The sequence below is a fragment of the Isosphaeraceae bacterium EP7 genome, assembly GCA_038400315.1.
Classification (GTDB): Bacteria; Planctomycetota; Planctomycetia; order Isosphaerales; family Isosphaeraceae; genus EP7.
Map to the genome: position 1 here is coordinate 3,469,092 of CP151667.1, position 23,229 is coordinate 3,492,320.

General features: G+C 68.7%; 11 protein-coding genes. 6 read left to right on the top strand and 5 right to left on the bottom strand.

From position 1 onward, the window contains the following. Positions 1–514: 514 nt before the first annotated feature. Positions 515–4,810 (top strand): PVC-type heme-binding CxxCH protein, encoded by a 4,296-nt coding sequence (locus EP7_RS13430; protein ID WP_463528421.1) that lies wholly within the window; start codon positions 515–517, stop codon positions 4,808–4,810. Positions 4,811–4,833: 23 nt separating this feature from the next. On the opposite strand, the gene EP7_RS13435 is transcribed toward EP7_RS13430, so the two are convergent. After that, positions 4,834–5,916 carry a cellulase family glycosylhydrolase gene (locus EP7_RS13435; RefSeq protein WP_463528351.1) on the bottom strand — a complete coding sequence of 361 codons (1,083 nt, stop codon included), beginning with the start codon at positions 5,914–5,916 and terminating at the stop codon, positions 4,834–4,836. A gap of 44 nt (positions 5,917–5,960) precedes the next feature. On the opposite strand from EP7_RS13435, the gene EP7_RS13440 reads away from it, so the two are divergent. From EP7_RS13440 to EP7_RS13450, 3 genes are all read left to right on the top strand, one after another. Continuing rightward, positions 5,961–6,368 carry a VOC family protein gene (locus tag EP7_RS13440; RefSeq protein ID WP_463528352.1) on the top strand — a complete coding sequence of 136 codons (408 nt, stop codon included), beginning with the start codon at positions 5,961–5,963 and terminating at the stop codon, positions 6,366–6,368. Beyond that, positions 6,365–7,720 (top strand): hypothetical protein, encoded by a 1,356-nt coding sequence (locus tag EP7_RS13445; RefSeq protein ID WP_463528353.1) that lies wholly within the window; start codon positions 6,365–6,367, stop codon positions 7,718–7,720. Before EP7_RS13440 ends, EP7_RS13445 begins: the two co-directional genes overlap by 4 nt. A gap of 127 nt (positions 7,721–7,847) precedes the next feature. After that, positions 7,848–9,575, top strand: a complete 1,728-nt coding sequence (locus EP7_RS13450) for a M3 family oligoendopeptidase (protein ID WP_463528354.1) — start codon at positions 7,848–7,850, stop codon at positions 9,573–9,575. Positions 9,576–9,655: 80 nt separating this feature from the next. Here the strand turns inward: EP7_RS13450 and EP7_RS13455 are convergent, their stop codons facing one another. The 4 genes from EP7_RS13455 to EP7_RS13470 form a co-directional block, all read right to left on the bottom strand. Continuing rightward, positions 9,656–13,216 carry a c-type cytochrome domain-containing protein gene (locus tag EP7_RS13455; protein ID WP_463528355.1) on the bottom strand — a complete coding sequence of 1,187 codons (3,561 nt, stop codon included), beginning with the start codon at positions 13,214–13,216 and terminating at the stop codon, positions 9,656–9,658. 33 nt (positions 13,217–13,249) lie between these two features. Then, the gene (locus tag EP7_RS13460; RefSeq protein ID WP_463528356.1) at positions 13,250–15,706 is read right to left on the bottom strand and encodes a DUF1549 domain-containing protein; all 2,457 of its coding nucleotides are present in this window, start codon (positions 15,704–15,706) and stop codon (positions 13,250–13,252) included. 56 nt (positions 15,707–15,762) lie between these two features. Continuing rightward, a complete protein-coding gene (locus tag EP7_RS13465; protein WP_463528357.1) occupies positions 15,763–17,142 on the bottom strand; it encodes a DUF1501 domain-containing protein in 1,380 nt (459 codons plus the stop codon). Positions 17,143–17,258: 116 nt separating this feature from the next. After that, the gene (locus EP7_RS13470) at positions 17,259–18,584 is read right to left on the bottom strand and encodes a Gfo/Idh/MocA family protein (RefSeq protein ID WP_463528358.1); all 1,326 of its coding nucleotides are present in this window, start codon (positions 18,582–18,584) and stop codon (positions 17,259–17,261) included. A 226-nt stretch (positions 18,585–18,810) separates the two neighbouring features. On the opposite strand from EP7_RS13470, the gene EP7_RS13475 reads away from it, so the two are divergent. Together EP7_RS13475 and EP7_RS13480 are read left to right on the top strand one after the other, a co-directional pair. Beyond that, the gene (locus tag EP7_RS13475) at positions 18,811–21,036 is read left to right on the top strand and encodes an OPT family oligopeptide transporter (protein WP_463528359.1); all 2,226 of its coding nucleotides are present in this window, start codon (positions 18,811–18,813) and stop codon (positions 21,034–21,036) included. A gap of 54 nt (positions 21,037–21,090) precedes the next feature. Next, entirely contained in the window at positions 21,091–23,190 is a 2,100-nt protein-coding gene (locus EP7_RS13480) for a S46 family peptidase (protein WP_463528360.1), read from the top strand. Positions 23,191–23,229 lie beyond the last annotated feature (39 nt).

Consider the following 23,229-nt stretch of genomic DNA (forward strand, 5'->3'; position numbering starts at 1 on the left):
CTTTGCCACGCTTGCCGACTCGCGCCTTTCGGCGGGCTAACCCAGGTCTTAAGGTCGCTCTGGAGCCCCCATTTTGATGGCTTTCTCAGAGTCACCGATTCTCGGCCTGTTTCCCGGAGGGATTGCATCGTTCACCCCAGGCGAAAGACCACGTCATGCTCCGCCCCTCTCTGCCAAGCTGGTGGAAATCCGTCTCCAGGCGACGGAACGAGCCCATCGAGATCGCCAGACGAAGCGACCCGGTGCGCCGACTGAAGCCATGACTCCGGCCCGTAATGAAGCCGATTCATGCCGAAGCTATTGGTGAATAACAGGTTGTGGTGACGATGTTCGCCGCTTCGATCAAAGCGGTTCGCTGTCCGGCCTCGGCTTGCCACTTGGCCGGACCGTTGGCGTAGAATCGGGAATCCCATACGACTTCACCCAGGAACCCCGGCATACGGAGCCTCGCGAGCCCGGGTTCGGGGGCGATCCTCGAGGAGCGTCCGCCGTGTCACCTCGCACTTTGCTCTGCATGATGCTCTGCGGACTCGCCCCGACAACGGCCCCGGCCGCCGAGGTTCCACCCGGGCTTTCGGTGCTCTTCCTGGGCGACCAGGGGCACCACGTCCCGGCCCGGCGGTTCGCCCAGCTCGGCCCGGTGCTCGCCGGGCGAGGCATCAACGCGACCTATACCGAGGCCCTGTCCGACCTCAACCCGGCCAACCTCGCCAGGTATGACGCCCTGGTGATCTACGCCAACATCGAGGCCATCACCCCGGCGGCCGAGGCGGCCCTGGTCGAGTACGTCGAGGGGGGCGGCGGATTCGTCCCGCTCCATTGCGCCTCGTTCTGCTTCCTCAACTCGGCCCCCTACATCAAGCTCGTCGGAGCCCAGTTCGCCCGCCACGGCACCGGCGAGTTCGACACCAAGGTCGTCGACCCAGGCCACCCCATCATGAAGGGCCTGGAGCCATTTCGCACCTGGGACGAGACTTACGTCCACGCCAAGCACAACGCCCAGGGTCGACAGGTGTTGCAAGTTCGGGCCGAGGGAGACGCCGAGGAGCCCTGGACCTGGACACGCACCCAGGGCAAAGGGCGCGTCTTCTACACGGCCTACGGCCACGATCATCGGACCTGGGAGCACCCCGGTTTTCACGACCTCGTCGAGCGCGGCATCCGCTGGGCCTCGGGCAAGGGGCCCGTCGTCGACGGCAGGCCTCGGGTGGCGACCGGCCTTGAGCCGTTCGAGTTCGAGCAGGCAGGCGACAAGATCCCCAACTACGTCGCCGGGGCCAAGTGGGGCGTCCAGGCCGAGTCGTCCAACAGGATGCAGAAGCCGCTCAGCCCTGAACGTTCGATGGCCCACTACGCTCTGCCCGAAGGCTTCACGCTGAGCCTCTTCGCCGCCGAGCCCCAGATCAAGAAGCCGGTCGCCCTGGCCTGGGACCACCGAGGTAGGCTCTGGGTCGCCGAGACCTTCGACTACCCCAATGAAAAGCAGCCCGAAGGCAAAGGCCGCGACCGGATCTCGATCTGCGAGGACACCGACGGCGACGGCCGCGCCGACAAGTTCACCGTCTTCGCCGACGGCCTGTCCATCCCCACAAGTCTCACCTTCGCCAACGGCGGCATCGTCGTCCACCAGCCCCCCGAGACCCTCTTCCTCAAGGACACCGACGGCGACGACCGGGCCGACGTCCGCACCGTCCTCTTCAGCGGCTGGAACACGGCCGACACCCACGCGGGGCCCAGCAACCTGAAGCCGGGCCTGGATAACTGGATCTATGGCATGGTCGGCTACTCGGGGTTCAAGGGGAAGGTCGGCGGCGAGGACCAGGAGTTCCGCACCGGCTTCTATCGCCTGAAGGCCGACGGGTCGGAGATCGAGTTCCTGCGCAGCACGAATAACAACTCGTGGGGCGTCGGCTTCAGCGAGGAGGGGCTGCTTTTCGGTTCCACCGCCAACAATTGCCCGAGCGTCTACCTGCCGATCCCCAACCGGTTCTACGAGGCTGTCCGCGGCTGGTCTCCCCGGGTCTTGCAGAGCATCGCCGACGACAACCGCTTCTTCCCCGCCACCGCCAACGTCCGCCAGATGGACTGGCACGGCGGATTCACGGCCGCCGCGGGTCACGCCCTCTACACCGCCAGGGCCTATCCCCCGCACTACTGGAACAAGGTCGCCTTCGTCACCGAGCCCACGGGTCATCTCGTGTCGACATTCTCACTCGAGACGCGCGGTGCCGACTTCGCCTCGCACAACTCCTGGAACCTGCTGGCCAGCGACGACGAGTGGTCCTCCCCCATCGCGGCCGAGGTCGGGCCTGACGGCAACGTCTGGGTCATCGACTGGTACAACTACATCGTCCAGCACAACCCGACGCCCCAGGGCTTCAAGACCGGCAAGGGCAACGCCTACGAGACACCCCTCCGCGACAAGACCCACGGCCGCGTCTACCGGGTCATCTCCGAGAAAAAACCTTCGGTGACGCCCGCGCCCCTCGACCCCGCCGACGGCCCGGGCCTCGTCGCCGCCCTGGCCCGCGATAACATGTTCTGGCGCCAGCATGCCCAGAGGCTGCTGGTGGAACGCGGGAAGACCGACGTGGTGCCGGCACTGGTGGCGTTGCTGGAAGACCGCACGGTCGACGCCGTCGGCCTGAACCCAGGCGCCATCCATGCCCTCTGGACGCTGCAAGGCCTGAACGCATTGGAGGGCGCGGCGCTCGAGGCCGCCTCGGGCTGCCTGGCCCATCCGTCGGCGGGCGTTCGACGCAACGCGGCCCTGGCCCTGGCGAAGGGCAAGTCCAGTGCGGATCGGATCGTCGCCGCAGGCCTGCTCGCCGACCCCGACCCCCAGGTCCGCCTCGCCGCCCTGTTGGCGCTGGCCGAGGCCCCTTCGTCGGACGCCGCCGCGCACGCGGTCGTCGACGCCCTGGCGAACGGACGGATGTCGAACGACCCCTGGCTGACCGACGCCTCGGTTGCCGCGGCCGCCGCGCACGACCTCCCGTTCCTGAATGCCCTGGCCGCCCATCGCTTCGACCGCGATCCCGCCTCGCCGCTACCGGAGGTCGCTCGCCGCGTCGCCGAGCACGTCGCCCGTGGCGAGCCGACCGCGAAGGAGATCGGCGGGCTGCTCGCGGCCCTCACCAACTCGAACCCGAAACTGGCCGACGCCGTCGCGCTGGGGCTGGCCGCGGGCTGGCCCAAGACCCGGTCGATCGCTCTGGACGCTAAGGCGGAGGCCGACCTCGGCAAGCTCCTGCCGATCCTCGGCACCGAGGCCCGTGGCCCGCTCGTCGCCATTTCCGGCCGCTGGGGGGTGAAGTCCCTCGACCGATTTATCAAGGAGATCGCCGATGGATTGCTCGCCACCGTCCGCGACGAGGCCCGGCCCGACGCCGCACGCCTGGCGGCGGCCCGGCAGCTCATCGAGCTGAGCCCCGCCGACGCCGGGGCCGCGACCGCGATCCTCGACCTGGTCACTCCGGGCACCTCGCCCGAGCTGGCCGCGGGGCTCGTCGAGGCCCTGGCAAAGGCCGACTCGCCTGCCGTGGGCGTCGCGCTCGCCGGCCGCCTGGGCACGCTCACCCCGGCGGCCGTTCCCCCGACGCTTCGGGCCCTGCTCGGGCGTGCCGACTGGACCGGCCCGCTGCTAGACGCCATCGCGCGCGGCGACATCCCCGCCTCTCGCCTGGCCCTCGACCAGCGTCAGGCCCTGGCCTCTCACCCCGACCGCACGCTGGCCGAACGCGCCCGCACGCTGCTGGCCGACGGCGGCGGCCTGCCCGACCCCGACCGTCAGAAGGTCATCGACGCCCTCGGCCCGCTCGTCCTCAAGGCGGGGAACGCGGGCAAGGGCAAGGACGTGTTCAAACAGCACTGTGCCAAGTGCCACACCCACGCGGGCGAGGGGGGCAAGGTCGGCCCCGACCTCACCGGCATGGCGGTCCATCCCAAGGAAGAGTTGCTCATCCACATCCTCGACCCCAGCCGGAGCGTCGAGGGCAACTTCATCCAGTACAGCGTCGCCACCAAGGACGGTCGCGTCCTCAACGGCCTGCTGGCGGGCGAATCCAAGGCCGCCGTCGAGCTGATCGACGCCGAGGGTAAGAACGCCGTCGTCCTCAGGGCGGACATCGACGCCCTCGCGGCCTCCAAGAAGTCGATCATGCCCGAGGGGTTCGAGAAGCAGGTCACCCCCGAGGCCCTGGCCGATCTCCTGGAATTCCTCACCGGCCGCGGCAAATACGTCCCGCTCGACCTCCGCAAGGCGGCCACCGCCGTCAGCACGCAAGGCATGTTCTACGACAAGGCCAGCCCCGTCGAGCGCCTGATCTTCGCCGACTGGTCCCCCAAGGTGGTCGACGGCGTCCCATTCGCCCTGGTCGATCCGATGGGCGATCGGGTCCCGAACGTGGTCCTCCTGTACGGCCCCCAGGGGACGATCCCGCCGACGATGCCGCGCTCGGTGTCCCTCGCCTGCCGGACGCCCGCCAGGGCCCTGCACCTGCTGGGGGCCGTCAGCGGCTGGGGAGCAGGCGGGCCCGACGCCCCGCACACCGTCTCGATGATCGTCCGGTTGCACTACGCCGATGGCAAGGCCGAGGACCACCCGCTTCTCAACGGCGTCCACCTGGCCGACTACATCCGCCGGGTCGACGTCCCGGGCTCCAAATTCGCCCTGAACGCCCGGAGCCAGCAGGTGCGCACCCTGTCGATCGTCCCCGGCCGCTCCGAGCCGCTCGACCATATCGAGCTGATCAAGGGGCCCGACGACACCGCGCCGGTCGTCCTGGCCATCACCGTCGAAACCAAGTAACGAGTCGTGGATGAATGAGAGGATTACTTCGAAGGCGGCCCGGCGCGGAAGGTCTCCAGCCATCCCCGCGTCATCGCCGACCCGATATCCGGCTTCTTGGCAAGCTCCTCGGGGGTCTCCCCCCAGTAGAAGCCCACCCAGCCGGCCGCGGTCGCCTTCGAGGCCTCCAGGAACGCGCGGAACTCAGCGCCAGAGCACTTCATCGGGAAGGTCTCCTCGATGACCACGGGCTTGCCCACGGCAAAGGCTTCGAGGGTCTTCAGGTTCTCGGCCAGCTTCCCCGCCTCGGGGTAGAGGTGGACGCAGACGAAGTCTAGCCGGACGGCGACCTTGTCGACGTCGAAGCCCGATTGCAGCCCTGGCCGGTCCAGGCTCCAATCGACCATCCCCAGCGTGACCAGGGCGCGTTTGTCGTGCTTGCGGATCGCATCGGCCATCGCCCCGATCCAGAGTCGGGCGATCTCGGGCCTGGGCCTGCCCGCCTGGTCGAGCGTGATGACCTGGACGAAGTGCTTGCCCGCGAACGCCGGCCCCAGCCAGTCGCCGGCCGCCCGCTTGCCCCCGGGCACCACCGGCTCATTCATCAAGTCATAACAGAACACTGCCGGGCTGCCGGCGCAGACCTTGGCCACGGCCCCCCAGAACTCGGCCTGGGCCGACCAGCGGCCCGCCTCGTCGAGCGCGTCGTACCAGGCCGGCACGTCGGCCATGTGGTAGCATCCCAGCCCGGTCAGGTCGAGGTACAGGCCCAGCCGCTCGGCCACTATCAGCAGCCTGGCCAGCCGGTCGAGATTGGCCGCGTCGGGCTTGCCGGGCTCGGGCAGGAACCGGCCGAATTGCAGGTGGACCCGGACGACGTTCGCGCCAAGATCCTTCATCTCGCGGAAGTCGGCCTCGACCGTGTCCCACTCCGCGTCCCAGTAATCCTCGATCAGCCGGCTTTTCGAGTCGCGATCATAGTTGAATCCCCAGGGTACGAACGATTCCCCCGACGGCACCCTCACGAACCCACGCTTGTCGCCCGAGACCTCGATCCGGTCCATCGCCATCGAGGCGGCCGGGGCCAGCGTCAGCAGCGCCAGGGCGAGCAGTCCTCGCGTTCGCATCGTCGATTCACTCCGGTTAAAATCTCCGTGATCGGAGGCCGTGGATGAACGTCGATCGCCTCGACCATCTCGTGCTGACGGTCCGCGACCTGCCCGCGACGTGCGCATTCTACACCCGCGTGCTGGGCATGCGGGAGGTTCGCTTCGACGGTCGGACGGCCCTCGCTTACGGGATCCAGAAGATCAATCTGCACCAGCGAGGCCACGAGTTCGAGCCCAAGGCGCAGGCCCCCACGCCGGGTTCGGCCGACCTCTGCTTCCTCTCATCCACCCCGATCGATCGCGTCATCGAGCACCTCCGCGCGTGCGACGTGCCGGTCGTCGAAGGCCCCGTCCCGCGAACCGGGGCCACGGGGCCGATCCTGTCCGTCTACTTCCGCGACCCGGACGGCAACCTCATCGAGGTTTCCAACCCGGCAGACACCCCCCAGACCGAGGACCCTCGCCCTTGAGAAACCATGGATTTAGCAAGGATATGCTGGCGGCAGGCTTCGGTGAGCACAGCCTCGAAGCCCCTCTGGGCGCCTCGATGCCGGGCTATTTCGCCGACCGGAAGGCCACGGCCACGCTCGACCCCTTGATGGCCAAGGTGCTCTACCTGCAACTCGGGTCGGTGCGGGGGGCCTTCGTCTCGGTCGACCTCGTCGGCCTTGAGGCACCCGAGGCCGACGCCTGCCGCGCGGCGGTGTCGAAGCGCACGGGGATCCCGGCCGCCCACGTCTGGATCCATGCCACGCACACCCACACCGGCACCATGATCCCGCGCAGGTTCACATCGGACACAGAGGCGATCCTCGGCAAGAGCATGCGCATCGGCGAGGCCGACGCCGGCTGGCTGGCCCAGTTCCCCGACCGCGTGGCCGACGCCGTCGAGGCCGCCGTCAAGGCCGCGAAGCCCGGCCCCGCGAAGCTCGCCGAGACGAGCGTCGAAGGGCTCGCCTTCTACCGCCGGTTTACCGTGAAGGACGGCACCGTCCGCACCAACCCGGGACGGAATAATCCCGAAGTCGTCGGCCCGGCCGGCCACGCCGACCCCACCCTCACGCTCCTCGGCTTCCCCGAGAGCCGCACGCTGCTGGCCATCTTCGGCCTGCACCCCGACACCGTCAGCGGCACCGGCTATTCGGCCGACTACCCGGCGCACATGGCCAATGCCGTGCGGGAGGGACTGGGGGCCGATTGGAACCTGGTCTTTCTGAACGCCGCCTGCGGTAACATCAATCACATCAATGTGCATGACCCGAAGCAGCTGGGGGGCCCCGCCGAGGCGACCCGGATTGGCAAGGCGCTCGGCGAGGCGACCGTCGCGGCCTGGGCCAAGGCCAAACCCATCGAGGTCGACCGCCTGGCATTCGCCTCGCGCACTGTCCCCAGCCGCCTGCGCACCGTGCCCGAGGCCGACGTGAAGGAAGCCGAACGCGTGCTGAAGGAGGAGCCGGGCAAGGCGATGCCGTTCAACGGCTTCCACGCCGCCTCGGCCAAGGTCCTGGGCCGCACCGCCGAGCGCGAGCAGAACGCCGAGATCTCGGTGGCGAGGATCGGGCCGGTGGGCCTGGCGGCCATGCCGGGCGAGGTCTTCGTCGAGCTGGCCCGGCAGATTCAGCACGATTCCCCCTTCGAGCCCACCCGGCTCATCAACCTGACTAACGGCCTGCTCGGCTACATCCCCCACGCCGATGCCTACAAGGAGGGGGGCTATGAGTCGGGCTACCTCTCGGCCCGGTTCGAGCCCCGCACCGGCCACCGCTGGGCCGAGGCCGCCATCGCCCTGCTGAAGCAACTGGCCCAGGGGGGCGGCGCCTGAGCCGGGCCGTGCGAGCCGGGCGGATGTCTGCACGAGATCAACGCCCGGCTCGCACGCCAGGTTGAACGCGTCCGCCCGCCCCTGCTATGCTTTGTCCGTGGTCCCGCACCCCGACACGTCCCAGGTGATGCCCATGTCTGCGACCGCCTACCAGCCCGAGACGTTCCCCCACACCTGGCTGCCGGCCGAGGTCGAGCTGACGACCTGGGGGGCCATCGAGCCCTGGTACCGCAAGCTCGTCGACTGGCCGATCGCCTCGGTCGACGACCTGACCAGCTGGCTGACGGCCCTGGGCGAGCTCAACGGCGCGGTGGGGCAGGTGGGGGTCAAGCGGTACATCGCCATGACCTGCCAGACCGACGACCCCGCCCGCGAGGCCGCTCACCTGGAGTTCGTCCGCGAGATCGAGCCCAAGCTCAAGCCGCTCCAGAACCAGCTCCGCGGCAAGTACCTCGACAGCCCCTTCCGCGCCCAGCTTCCCGCCGACCGCTACAAGGTCTTCGACCGCGCCCAGGAGAACCGACGGGCGCTCTACCGCGAGGCCAACGTCGCCCGCGAGACCCAGCTCGCGGAACTCGAGCAGCAGTACCAGAAGCTCATCGGCTCCATGACCGTGCAGTTCCGCGGCGAGGAGCGCACCCCGGCCCAGATGGCCCCGCTCTACGAGGAGACCGACCGCACCACCCGGCAGGAGGCCTGGGAGCTGGTCGCCAACCGCCGCCTCAAGGACCGCGAGGCCCTGGATGACCTCTTCGACAAGATGATCGCCCTGCGGGCCGAGGTCGCCACCGAGGCCGGCTTCGACAACTATGTGGACTACGCCTACAAGCTTCGCGAGCGGTTCGACTACGGCGTCGACGACGCCGAGCGGTTCCAGGACGCCATCGCCCGGCTCGTGATGCCGCTGGTGACCCGCCTGCAAGAGGAACGCAAGGCCTCCCTGGGCGTCGACCGCCTCCAGCCCTGGGACCTGTCCGTCGACCCGCTCGGCCGCCCGCCGCTCCGCCCGTTCACCGACGTGGAGAAGCTGGCCGAAGGCTCCGAGGCGATCTTCTCGGCCGTCGACCCAGAGCTTGGCGCCCAGTTCGGCTACCTGCGGGCCAATGGCTTGCTTGACCTTGCCAATCGCAAGGGGAAGGCCCCGGGCGGCTATCAAACGACCCTGGAAGACGACCGGCTGCCGTTCATCTTCATGAACGCCGTGGGCCTCGACGGCGACGTCCGGACCCTGCTGCACGAGGGGGGCCACGCCTTCCACGCCCTGGCCAGCCGGGGCGAGCCGCTGGCCGCCTACCGCGAGAGCCCCATCGAGTTCTGCGAGGTCGCCTCCATGTCGATGGAGCTCCTCGGCGCCCGCGACCTGGGGATGTTCTACGACGAGGCCGACGCCGGCCGGTCTTATCGCCAGCTCCTCGAAGGGATCGTCACGATCCTCCCCTGGATCGCCGCGGTCGACGCCTTCCAGCACTGGATCTACAGCGTCAAGGGGCACGACCGGGTCGAGCGCCGCGAGGCCTGGGCCGCTCAGCTCGACCGCTTCGGCGGCAACGTCGACTGGACCGACTACGACGAGGCCCGCGAGGCGTCGTGGCATCGCCAGTTGCACATCTTCCTGTATCCGTTCTATTACATCGAATACGGAATCGCGCAGCTGGGCGCCCTGCAAGTCTGGCTCAAGCACCGGGCCGACCCCAAGGCCGCGGTGGCCGACTATCGCCGGGGGCTCGCCCTGGGCGGCTCCAAGCCCCTGCCCGAGCTGTTCGAGGCCGCCGGCATCAAGTTCGACTTCAGCGAGCAGACCCTCACGCCGTTGATGAAGGCCATCGGCGATGAGCTGGACCAACTCGCCCCGTAAGGTGGTTCTCGCTCGAATGACGCAGGGAAAGGGGACGGGCACCCGCGCTTCGCTGCGGAGCCAGCCCCCTTTCCCTCGAATCAAGGGGCCTTGTGGCCGGGCGGCAGCACCGTCAGCGTGATCGGCGGGGAGCTGTGCTCGGTCCCCGCCGACTCCGCCCGGCCCACCGCGTAGAAAGGTCGCTCCGTCGCCTTCACCCAGGGCTCGGCATAAAGCGTGATCGACCGCTCGACCTGCGTCTCGGTGACCAGCACGCCGTTCAGTCCGATATTCATGACCCTGACCCCGTGCGGCAAGTTCCGCACGTCGATGGGCACCCGCCCCGCGTAGGCAGGGCCGCGGGCCACGGCCAGGGTCAGCATGGCCTGCTCGCCCGGCCGGATCGTCACACCTTCGGGTCTCGCCGCGATTGCCAGGTTGGGGGCCCCGGTCACGGTGATCCTGCCGCGGGCCGGCCCGCCCGGGTCGATCTCGTGTCGGATCGCCTCGCCGGTCCCCCCGTCGGGGTTGGGACCCGAGGCGACCGCCCTCCAGGTCGGCGGCGAATACGCGGGCGCATCGGCGTCCGCCATCACCAGCAGCTCGGCCGAGCTCGCACCTTCCTCGATTCGTGCCGAGGACGCACGGATGCCCGAGGGCAATCCCTCAAGTGTCACGTCCACCGCCCCGTCGTACCCGTCGAGCCGATCTAGGCTCGCCGTCAGCAACGCCGTCCCACCGCGCGGCACGTTGATGTCTTCGAGGGAGAGGTTGACCCGGAAATCGGGCCTGGGCCGACGCACCACGAGGTGATACGCGTAGGGTTGGCCCCCCTCGCCCCGCACGTCCTCGACCCGCGCGATGTACTCGCCGTCGGCCGGGGCGTCGAACGTCAAGCGGCTGTCGCCGCCGAAACCAGGGCCGCCGTCGTCGTTGCGATAGGCCAGGGTCATGGCCGGCGTTCCGCCCGGCGGGAAGCTGGTCCCGGGCGGGTGCAGCTCGACCTTGTACACCGGCTGGGCCATCGGATGCTGCTCGGGCGTCGTCTCCAGGAACCCCAGCCGCAACCCCTGGGCGTTCCTCAGCAGGGCATCGTCGTCGGGCCCCTTGGGCAGGGCCTCGATACGCATCAGGTCTCGGCCGACGAGCAGCAGGTCGTCCTGCGCCAGCTCGGTCCACTGCGTCAGGCGGATGCGTGGGTTGCTGGAAGTGTGATCACGGAACGCCACGGCGGTCTCGGCCACGGGGCGGACCACGGCGCGGGGCACCGGCTTGCCGGCGGCGTCCAGAATCTCCAGAACAGGGTCGAGCGGCGTGCCCAGGCGGCCTGCATACACCTCCACGATCAGCCGCTCCCCCTTCCTGGCGCGGAACCGGAAATGATCCACATCCCCGGCCCGGCCGATGCGTCCCGAGGCACCTCCGGGCGTCCCGACCGCACTGGCCGCGGCGGGGCTGTCATTCGGTTCGGCCTCTTCGACCTGCGTCCCCTCGGCCACAACTACCAGCCGGCCGCGGCCAGCCAGCGGGATCGCGGAACCGGACGGCACGCCCAGCATCGTCCCCGGCGCGGCCTCGGCGGGGGCCTGCACCGTGGCGACCTCGGAGTCGAGGTTCGACCCGCGTCGCTGCACGGTCAAGGTCGTCCCAGGCGCGACTCCCAGCGGGAACGCCTCGACCAGCGTGGGGATCGCCCCGGCGTTGATCCGATAGATCCTGTCCCCGCCCCCGGCGAGCGTCGCGTCCCCGACCTCCAGCCGTAGCACTTCGCCCTTCGTCGGCGTGTACGACAGCACCGCGTCGCCGCCCGATGAGTCGACCTCGGTCAGCGTGTGCCCCCGATCGTCGACCAGCCTCAACGTCGCATCCAGCGGCGATCCGATCGACCTCGCGACCGTTTCGAAGACGATCACCTTACCCGCCTCGCCCTGGATGGTGAAGGCATCCACGTCCCCGGGCTTGTCGATCGTGCCGACCAGGGTCGCGGGCAGCTTGGCCGCGGGCGGCTCGTCCTTCTCGGGCACCTCGGGCGCGGCCGAGACCGCGAATGGGCGGAATCCGGGGATCCCCAGCGGCGTCTGCACGCCGATTTGATGCACGCCCACGCGTGCGTCGGACGCAAGGTCCAGGTCGACCGTCAATCGGTCGGGCGCCGGCTTCTCCTCCGGAACGATCAGGCCGCCCAATCCGGGCTCGGCGAAGATCAGGGACGTGGCACGTCCCACGCCGTTCCCCGTCAGGGTCACCCGAACCTTCGTGCCCCGGACACCGCCGCGCGGGGCGGGCGGATTCAACGACGCATTCCGCGACAACTCAGGCTTCGTGGCCGCGATCGGCGCACCCCCGACCGATCGAAGCGTCGCCTCGACCTTGCCGGTCGCGGCGTCGACACGGTCGAGCGAGCCGTCGTATCGGCCGACCGCCAGCACCTTGCCGTCGGCCGAGATGGCCATCGAGAGCGGCCAGTCCGACTGGCTTCCCAGGCGAATTCTGGGCGACAGGGTGGCAAGCTCCCAGGTCTTGATCGATCGGTCCTCCGACGCCGAGAACAGGGTCAGCCCGTCGCGCGAGACAACCAGCCGCGTCACGGCCGCGTCGTGGGCGAATACCGAGCGCAGCAGGGGCATGCCCTTGCCCTTGGCATCCCAGACCCGGATCGAGCGGTCGACCCCGGCGCCCGCGATCGTCTCCCCCTTCGGCCCGAACACGACGGCATATTGCTCGGCGACGGCGTCCGAGAGCGTGGCCAACTTCACACCGGTTGCCACCTCCCAGACCTTGATCGTCCGGTCCGCCGACGCCGAGGCGAGCCGCGAACCATCGGGCGAGAACCCGACGCCATGCACGGCGTCGGTGTGCTCTTTCAGGGTCCGAACCACCGAGCCTCGTTCCAGGTCCCAGATCATGACGAGCCGATCATAGCCTGCGGTCGCCAGCGTCTTGCCGTCGGGGGCGAGGTCGGCCCCCAGGATTTCGTCCGCGTGCCCTCGCAGGTCGTGGATCTTCGCTTTCGAGGCGACGTCCCAGACGACCACCGAGCCGAACTGGCCGGGTCGTCCGCCGGCGGCGATCAGCCTGGTGCCGTCGGACGTGAACAGGAGCGACGTGATCGAACCGGGGTGACCGGCCAGCGTCGCGAAGGGCTTGCCGTCCGATCCATGGAGCAGGACCTCCCGGCCCACGCCCGCGGCCAGGGTCTTGCCGTCGGGGCTGTGGGCCAGGGCCGTCACCGCGTCGGCGACCTTCGCCTTCAGCGCGACCTTGGGGGCGCCGGCGAGCGGGTCGACCAGCGAGGAGAGCGTCGTCGTCTCTTCGGATGCCCCATCAAACTTCGCGCCCGCCTTGACCCATCGTTCGAGCGTCTCGATCTCATGCTCGCCGAGGGCGTCTTCCTTCAGGGGCATCCGCGGCTCGGCGTCGGCCTGGATGGATTCGATCAGGCCACTCGACTCGGGGTCTCCCGCGACGATGGATTCGCCCGCCTCGCCCCCCTTCTTCAGCAGGGCGAAGGTGGCCATGTTCAGCTTGCCACCCGCCTTCTTGTCGTTGTGGCAACCGAGGCAACGCGCCACCAGGATCGGCGCGACGTCCTTGCGGAAGGACGGGGCATCCGTGGGCGCCTGGGCCAGCGCGATCAGGCCGATCAGGGGGAGGGCGAACATGGCGGGAGGCTCCGACGCGCTGGGACATCTCGATCAGTGATTGAACAGGAACTCTTTGCCCGTCAGGATCGCCCAGTACACGTCCTCGACCGCCTGGCGACGGCTCGCGGCGGCCATCGCGGGATCGGTGATCCCGGCGACCGACTCCGCGAGGACAGCGATCAGGCCGGTACGCTCGGCGTCGGTGGGGCGGCGTGAGAGGGCGGAGAGGTAGAGGCGGTCGATGATCCTTGTGTCGTCAAGCTTGTCGCGGAAGGCAAGGGCGACCGCGCCGTCCTCGGACCGGAGCTTGTCGTTGATGGTGCTGCCGTTGGACAGGTGCAGGGCCTGGGCGATCGAGGGTTCGGCAGACCGCTCGCACGAGCAGGTGCTCACGCGTTCGGGGCGGCCGAAGGCGCCCAGGAAGGTGCTCTCCACCCTGGAGTCGGGCAGTTGCAGGCTCCGGTAGCCGGCCGGGTAGCCGGCGAACGGCGTGGGGACCCCGGCCACATCGGCGACGGCGTCGAGCAGGACCTCGGCCGGCAGCCGACGGGGGGTGAAGTGGCTGAGGAACTTGACGTCGCCCGCGTTGCCGGGCAGGGGGACGCTCGACCTCGCATAGGCGGCCGAGTTCATGATGGTGCGAGCCAGGTGCTTGGTGTCGTACTTGTGGGCGAGGAAGTCGTCGACGAGTTGCTTCATCAGCAGTTCGTCGCTGGCGGGGTTGGTGGCCCGCAGGTCGTCCTCGGGATCGACGAGCCCCCGGCCGAAGAAGTTGCGCCAAATCCGGTTGACGATGGCGCGGGCGAAGTAGGGGTTCTCGGGCTTGGCCAGCCAGTCGGCGAACGCCTCGCGGCGATCGTCGCGGCCGTTCACGTCCAGCGCCGTGTCGTCCAACGGCTGCGGGGCCATGACGCCGCCGGTGCGGGGGTGGCGGATGTCCCCCTCGGAGGCGGCCGTCACCACGACGTCGCCGGCCCCCTTGCCGTCCTTCAGGCGGACGCGCGAGAACAGGTTGGCCATCCCGTAATATTGGTCCTGCGTCCACTTCTCCATCGGGTGGTTGTGGCAGCGGGCGCAGGTCAGCGAGAGTCCGAGGAAGGCCATGCTGGCGTTCTCGGTCAGGTCGATCGGGTCGCGGTGCAGCACGAAATAGTTGCCCGCCCCGTCGGCCAGCGTGCTCCCCCTGGCCGTGATGACCCGCCGTGCGAACTCATCCCACGGCGTGTTGTCGGCTACCGCCTTGCGGACGAACCGGTAGAACGACCACATCGCCTGGGCGGGCAGGTTCTTCGACGAGATCAGGAGCAGGTCCGACCACTTGTACGACCAGTAATCGACATATTCGGGGCTCTCAAGCAGCCGGTCGACCAGCTTCGAACGCTTGGCGGGGTCGGCGTCGTCGAGGAAGGCGGCGACGGCATCAGCCCGGGGCAGGGTGCCGGTGGCGTCCAGGTAGGCCCGGCGCAGGAAGGTCGCGTCGTCGGAGTCGGGCGAGGGGGGAATGCCCAGGGCCCTCAACTTGGCGAGGTTTGCATCGTCGATGAAGTTGCGCCTGGGGGCGTCGTCGAAGACCTGGGCGGGGGGCGGCTCGGCGGCCGGGACGGTGATGGTCGACCGGCCGACGAGGCTGGAGTACCAGACGTTGACGGGGGCTTCGCCGGACCCCTCGACGGTAACACGGCCCGACTCGTCGACCTTCGCGACCGAGTCATCGGCCCCGCTGAACCTGGCCCAACGTGTCACGTCTTCGACCCGGCCGTCGGAAAACCTGGCCTGCACCAGGATGCGCTGGGCTTGCCCACGCTTGAGGATCGCCGCATCGGGATACGTCATCAGGGCAATGGGCCTGGCATCGCCGATTGCGGGCGGCGGCGTGCCGGCCGCAATCCAGCCGGAGAGGATGCGGTATTCGGGCGAATTCACGCCGAACAGGGCGCCGCCGCCGTGCTCGATCGCGCCGGTGGGCTTGAGCAGCATCAGGCTCTCGCCGGGGGCCGTCTTGTTCACCCTGCGGCCGATGGACTGGCGAGTCAGCACGTCGTAATCGACCTCGGCCCCATACCCGCGAAGGGTCAGCCGGAGCCCGCTCTTGCCCGCCGCCGCGCCGTGGCAGGCGCCCGAGTTGCACCCGACTTTCGACAGCACCGGCAGCACGTCATTGCGGAACCCGAACGGCCGATCAATGCCCGAGCCTTCGACCGACACGACGGCCGTGGCGGTCTTGCCGTCAACCTCAGCCCTGATCGTCGCCGTGCCGTCCGACCTGGGAATGACCGTCCCATCAGCCGAGACCTCGGCGACGGCCGGGTTGTCGCTCACGAACTTCGCCGAGGTCTGCGACTCGCCCACCCAGGCTTCGCCGCGGCGAAGCTCGGGCAGGAACCGCTGCGACGCATTCGGCCCGACCAACCGGGCGGACGACGGCAGCAGGTGCAGGTCATCTGCCGCGGCTTGCGTGGCGACGGTGAGAAGGAGGGCGAGCGCGACTCGTGCCGGATGCAGCTTCATGGGGACGGCCTCGGTGGGCTTCGGGGGCGGGCACGCTCGGGTCGAGTCGCGGAGATTCAGAACAATTCGCGGATCGGCTCGACGCCGTGATCGACGACCCTGAGCGGGCGGCCCTGGGGGCCGGGCAGCTCGGTTTCGAGGGGAATGCCCAGGCCTTCGAGGACGGTGGCGGCGATCTCGCCGGTGGTGACGGGGCGGTCGGCGGGGGCGTAGCCGGTCTCGTCGGAGGCTCCCACGACTCGGCCTCCCTGGATCGGGCCGCCGGCGAAGAGGGCCGACCAGCAGCCGGGGTGGTGGTCCCGGCCGCCTGCGGGATTGATCTTGGGGGTCCGGCCGAACTCGCCGAAGGCGAGGACCATCGTGTTGTCCAGCAGGCCGCGGGCGGAGAGGTCGGAGATCAGGGCCGAGTAGGCGGTGTCGAAGTTGGGGCCGACCTCGTTCTGGTAGCACTCGATGGGGCTGAACGGGGCCGATCCGTGGATGTCCCAGGTGATCTCATTGAACACGGTCTCGAACATGTTCACGGTCACGAACCGGACCCCGCGCTCGACCAGCCGTCGGGCGAGCAGGCAACTCTGGCCGAAGCGGGAGCGGCCGTAGCGGTCGCGGGTGGCGTCGGGCTCGCTCTCCAGGGCGAAGGCTTCGCGGGCGGTGCGGCTGGACATCAGGCGATAGGCCTGGTCGAAGTTGGCGTCCATCAGGCGGGCGTCGGGCGACGACTCGAACGAGGCGACGGCGCCGTCGACCACCTGGCGCAAGGTCTTGCGGCGGCTCTCGCGTGCGGCCGTCACATAGTCGGGGGGGAGCAGGTCGGGGACCTTGAACCCTTTGGCCCTGGGGTCGGCGTTGAGCACGAACGGGTCGAAGTTCTTGCCCAGGTAGCCCGCGTTCTGGCCGTGCGGCATGTTGCCGCCGGTGGCGCCGATAGGGCGGGGGAGCAGCACGTGCGCGGGGGCCTCGCCGCGTGGGCCCTTCACCTTCGAGAGCACGCAGCCGACGTGGGGGTGCTCGATGCCGCCGGTGAAGAGCCGGCCGGTCTGCATCATCTGGTGGCCCGTGTCGTGCACGGCGGTCGCCTGGTGGTAGACCGACCGGACGATGGAGACCTTGTCCATCTGCTGGGCGAGCTTGGGGAAGATCTCGGCAATCTGGATGCCCGGCACGGCGGTGTCGATCGGCCGGAAGGGGCCACGGATCTCGTCGGGCGAGTCGGGCTTGGGGTCCCAGGTGTCGAGCTGCGAGGGGCCGCCGACCAGGAACAGCATAATGCAGTTGACGTCGGCGTCTTTCGAGGCCAGGCCGCCCGCCGCCAGGGCGCGGGCCGCAGGCAGGCCGAGGCCCGCGCCGAGCATGGCCAGGGAGCCGGCGTGGAGGAAGTCCCTGCGCGTCGATCCGTCGCAGAAACGCACCGACGAGTTGGCGTCGAGCCGGATCATGGGGGAGATCCCTCCGTTGCACGGGCCGTTCGGAATGGTCGGGGAGACAAGCGGGGAGGGAAGGAGGGGGCCGGCCCCCGGCGGTGGGGGGCCGGCCTCGATGCGTTGCGGGTTGCTCAGACCTTGTCGGGCACGATGAAGGGGGCCCGATACTGCCGGGTCAGCCAGCCGTCGGCCTCGGAGTCATTCACGAACGACTCGGTCGAGGGGTTGATCGTCAGCTTGCGGCCGAGGCGGTAGGCGATGTTGCCCAGGTGGCAATAGGCGCTCGAGAGGTGGCCTTCCTCGATGTCGCCGTTGAGCGTCTTGATGTCGCGAGACTGGACGCTGTCCAGGAAGTTGCCGAAGTGGTTGCCGCCGCCGGTGGTGCCGGCCTGGGGTTCCAGGTCCTTGCCCAGGTAGGCCTGCCAGGTGTTGTAGCTGGTGATGGCCAGCACACCCTCGGTGCCGTAGAAGAGGTCGCCGATGCGGACCTTCATCTCGTCGTTGGTGGGCAGGCCGCGGACCTCGAACTGGAGCAGGGCGTCGTCGAACTCGAAGGCGACGGTCTGGGTGTTGGGCGTCTCGCCGTCGTCCTTGTAGCCGAACCGGCCGCCGCTTGACTGGACGGTCTTGGGGAACTCATTCTTGCCCAGGCCCCAGCGGGCGAGGTCCATCTGGTGGATCCCCTGGTTGCCCAGGTCGCCGTTGCCGGTGTTCCAGATCCAGTGCCAGTTGTAGTGCAGCTTGTTGGCGTTGAACGGCTTCATCTCGGCCGGGCCGGTCCAGAGGTCGTAGTTCAGGCCGGCGGGAACCGGGCCATCGGGCTTGATGCCGATCGACCCACGGGGCTTGTAGCAGAGCCCCTTGGCCATGTACACCTTGCCCAGCTTGCCGGAGCGCAGGAACTCGATGGCATCCTGGATGCCGGTGCTGCTGCGACACTGGGTGCCGGCCTGGACGACCCGGTTGTACTTGCGGGCGGCGTCGACCATCTTCCGGCCTTCGCTAACATTGTGGCTGACCGGCTTCTCGACGTAGACGTCCTTGCCGGCCTGGCAGGCCCAGATGGTGGCCAGGGCATGCCAGTGGTTGGGCGTGGCGATTGAGACGACGTCGATATTCTTGTCGTCGAGGACCTTGCGCAGGTCCTGCTCGAACTTGGGCGCGGAGCCGTAGGCGGCCGAGATGAGGGTGTTGGCCTTGCCGATCACGGCCTCGTCGGCGTCGCAGATGGTGGTGATCCGGGCCCGCTTGTCTTTCAGGTAGCTGGAGACGTGCTCCATCCCGCGACCCCGGACGCCGATGACGGCGACGCGGATCTGGTCGTTGGGGCCCGCTTTCTTGGACTCGTCGGCGGGCTCGGCGGCCTGGACGGCGTGGGAGCCGGCCTCGAATGCGGCCAGGGTCGCCGTCAGGGCGGCGGAATCTTGGAGGAACCTGCGGCGTCCCATCGGGCCCATGGCGCTCACTCCGTCTGTTGGCGGCCTCGCTTCAAATTCAAGGAAAGATGAACCTCATCAGAACGCGGCGAATGTCGCGAGTCAAGCGAGCGGTCCGGGGGCTTTGCGGCGGCCGCGCGGCGGGTTATCGTTGGCGGTCCGCCTCGGGGGACGATCTCTCCTGCTGTCCCATCATCTGATTCGCCCGTCGGCGACCTTGATCCAGTCCCTCCCAGGAGCCGCAACCATGTCGGTCGCCACGCCCCCCGGCCTCGACGTCGCCGACGACCGGGGCGACGAGTTCGCCCAGGGTTCGTTCCGCCCCTATGTGCCCGACTCCGAGGTCCAGGCCGAGCTGACCTGGTCGGCCCTGCTGCTCGGCTCGCTGCTGGGCATCATCTTCGGCGCCTCGTCCTTGTACCTCGTCCTGCGGGTGGGGCTGACGGTCTCGGCGTCGATCCCGGTGGCAGTGCTGTCGATCACCCTGTTCCGGGTGTTGCGGCGGACGAAGGCGACGATCCTGGAGAACAACATCGTCCAGACCGCCGGGTCGGCCGGCGAGTCGATCGCCTTCGGCGTCGGCGTGACGATGCCCGCGCTGATGATCCTGGGCTACGACATGCAGGCCGTGCAGGTCACGCTCGTCGCGGCCCTGGGCGGCCTGCTCGGCATCCTGATGATGATCCCGCTGCGGCGTGCGTTCATCGTCAAGCAGCACGGCGAGCTGAAGTACCCCGAGGGGACGGCCTGCGCCAAGGTTCTCATCGTGGGCGAGCAGGGGGGCTCCAGCGCCCGGACGGTCTTCACCGGCTTCGGCATGGCGTTCGTCTACCAGGTTTTGATGGATAGCTTGAAGGTCTGGGCGCTCACACCCAAGTGGGTGGTGCCCAGGTTGAAGAATGCAGTGGTTGCCTGCGACGTCTCGCCGGTCCTGCTCGGCGTCGGCTACATCATCGGCCACCGGATCGCCGCGGTGATGGTGTCGGGCGGCGTGCTGGCGTATCTGGTGCTGACCCCGGCCATTTCCTTCTTCGGCGCGGGGGTGGCCACGCCGGTCTTCCCGGAAAGCACCAAGAAGATTGCCGAGATGGCGCCGGAGGAGATCCGCAACGCCTATATCCTCTATATCGGCGCGGGGGCGGTCGCCGCGGGCGGGATCATCAGCCTGCTCCAGGCATTGCCCCTGATCCTGTCGTCGATCCGGTCGGGGGTGGGGGACATGAGGCGGTCGGGCAGCGGGCCCGTCTCGTCGCGCCGGACCGACAGCGACCTGCCTCTCTGGCTGGTCGGCCTGGGCGCGGTCGGCCTGGTCGCCACCATCTCGCTAACCAATTTATTCCCCTCGCAGATCGGCACCACGGGGCGGATCGCGGGGGCGGCGCTCATCGCAGTCTTCGGATTCCTGTTCGTGACGGTCTCATCGAGGCTCACCGGCGAGATCGGCTCGTCGTCCAACCCCATCTCGGGGATGACGGTGGCCACCTTGCTGCTGACCTGCCTGGTCTTCGTGCTGATGGGATGGGTCGGCCCCGAGTACCGCGTGGCCGCGCTCTCGATCGCCGGGATCGTCTGCGTCGCGGCGTCCAACGGCGGCACCACGTCTCAAGACCTGAAGACGGGCTATCTCGTGGGCGCCACGCCCAAGGCCCAGCAGGTGGCGATCTTGGTGGGCTCGCTCACCTCGGCGGTGGTCATCGGCTCGATCCTGCTGCTGCTCAACAATGTCAGCACGGTGGTCAGCCGCAAGGCCGAGAACCTGCCGACCATCAAGGCCGACCCCGCCCTGCTCACTGAGAGTGAGGTCGGCTCCGACGGCAAGACTTACAAGGTCTGGCGCGTCGTCGACCCCGTCCCGGGCGCCATGCCGGGCAGATACCGGGTGGACGAGTCGGGCACCCCTGTCGAACTGGTCGACCCGGGCATCAACGGCCGCCTGAGCACGCGTGACGACGGCACGACCGTCCAGAAGTATGACGCCCCCAAGGCCAAGCTGATGTCCCTGATCATCGACGGGATCATGAGCGGGAACCTCCCCTGGGAGCTGGTCATCCTGGGGGTCTTGATCGCGGTCCTGATGCAGCTCTCGGGCGTGCCGGCGCTGGCGTTCGCGGTGGGCGTGTACCTGCCGCTGTCCACGTCGATGCCGATCTTCGTCGGCGGCCTGGCCCGCGCCTGGATCGACCGCAAGCGGACGCCGGCCGAGGCGGAAGACTCCGACAGCAGCCCGGCGGTCCTGCTCTCCAGCGGTTATATCGCCGGCGGCGCGATCGCTGGAATCCTGATCGCGCTGGTCGAGCTGCTGCCGTCGGTGAAGGCGGCCCTCGACGTCTCGAAGGTCTTGCCCGCGGGCTGGTTGGAGAACCCCTGGCCCTCGCTGGGCGCCTTCGGCGTCATGGTCATCGTGCTGCTGCTCGTCGGCGGCGGCGTCCTGTTCAAGGGGGCCTCCGCCGACGCCTCGCCCCGACGCGCCTGAACTTCCAAGGTCGAGTCGCGCCCACGACCGGCCCATCCAAGGAGATCGCACCCGATGCCTTCCCGACCCATCAGACCGAGCCTGTCGATTGCGACGGCCGCCTGTCTCCTGATCGCCGGAGTCTCGACCTTGCAAGCCGATGAGGGGATGTGGACGTTCGATAACCTGCCCTTGAAGCACCTGAAAGACACCTACGGCTTCTCGCCCCCGCCCGGTTGGGTCGAGCACCTCAGGGGTGCGGCCCTCCGGTTCAACAACGGCGGGTCGGGCTCGTTCGTCTCGGCCGACGGCCTGGTGATGACCAATCATCACGTGGGCGCCGACACGCTCCAGAAGATCAGCACCGCCGAGAAGGACTATTACAAGATCGGCTTCCTGGCCAAGACCCAGGCCGACGAGGTGAAGGCCCCCGACCTGGAGCTGAACGTCCTGGTCGGCATCGAGGACGTGACCGACAAGGTCAACGCGTTGGTCTCCAAGGACCTCGACGACGCCGCGGCCAACGTCGCCCGCCGCAAGGCCAAGGCCGAGATCGAGAAGGCCTCGCTCGACGCCACGGGCCTGCGCAGCGACGTCGTGACCCTGTACCAGGGGGGGAAGTACGCCCTCTACACCTACAAGAAGTACACCGACGTCCGGCTCGTCTTCGCCCCCGAGTTCGCCGCGGCCTTCTTCGGCGGCGACCCCGACAACTTCGAGTTCCCCCGCTGGTGCCTCGACGTCTGCTTCTTCCGGGCCTATGAGGACGGCAAGCCCGCCAGGCCCAAGAACTTCCTGACCTGGAGCGCCGAGGGCTCGAAGGAAGGGGACCTGACGTTCGTCGCCGGCCACCCCGGACGCACCAGCCGCCTGTTCACCCTGGACAACCTGAAGTACCTGCGTGATACCGGCCTGCCGTTCGTCCTGGACATGCTCGGCGACCGCGAATCGTTCCTCCAGGAGTACTCGAAGCGCGGCCCCGAGCAGGCCAGGCAGGCCAAGGAAGACCTCTTCGGCTACCAGAACAGCCTGAAAGCCCGCCTCGGCGGCCAGAAGGGGCTCAATGACACGGCCCTGATGGACCGCAAGGCCGCCGCCGAGACCGAGCTGCGATCGAAGATCGACGCCGACCCCGCCAAGAAGAAGGCCTATGCCGACGCCTGGCCCCGGATCGCCGACTCGCAGAAGGCCGCCGCGAGGATCCTGAAGCCGTACAACTTCCTGGAACGCGGCCTGGCCTTCGACTCGACCCTCTTCAGCATCGCGCGGACCCTCGCCAGGCTCACCGAGGAGAAGACCAAGCCCAACGCCGACCGGCTCCGCGAGTACGGCGAGGCCGGCCTCGCCTCGCTCGAGCAGGGGCTCTATTCCGACGCCCCCATCTACCCCGAGTTCGAGACGGCCAAGCTCGGCCACTCGCTGGAGCACTGGGCGAAGGCCGTCGGCGCCGACGACCCGGTCGTCCGCAAGGTGCTCAAGGGACGCACCCCCGCCGAGGTGGCCAGGTCGCTCGTCGAGGGGACCAAGCTGGCCGACGTCGAGACCCGCAAGGAGTACGCCAAGCTGGGCGTGACCGCCGTCGCCCGCAGCGAAGACCCGATGATCCAGCTCGCCCTGGCCGTCGACCCCGAGGCCCGCGCCGTGCGCAAGCAGCGTGAGGACGAGGTCGAGGGGGTCGAGAGTGCCCAGTATGCCCTGATCGCCAGGGCGATCTTCGACGACAAGGGCGACTCAACCTACCCCGACGCCACGTTCACCCTCCGCCTGGCCTTCGGCACGGTCAAAGGGTACGAGGTCGACGGCAAGACGGTCCCCCCGTTCACCACCTTCGCCGGCGCCTTCCCCCACGCGGCGAAGCACGACAACGTGGACCCTTATGAGCTGCCCGCCTCGTGGCACAAGGCCAAGGATAGCGGGGCTTTGAAGCTCGACACGCCGCTGAACTTCGTCTCGACGGCCGACATCATCGGCGGCAACTCGGGCAGCCCGGTGGTGAACCGGGACAACGAGGTGGTCGGCCTGATCTTCGACGGCAACATCCAGAGCCTGGTGCTCGACTATGCCTACGATGACAAGGTCGCCCGGGCCGTCTCGGTCGACTCGAGGGCCATCGCCGAGGCCCTCCGCTCGATCTACTCCGCCGAGGCCCTCTTGAAGGAGCTGACCGGCAAGTAATACGAATCTTGGCCCCGGCCTGATCCGAAGAAATCGCCC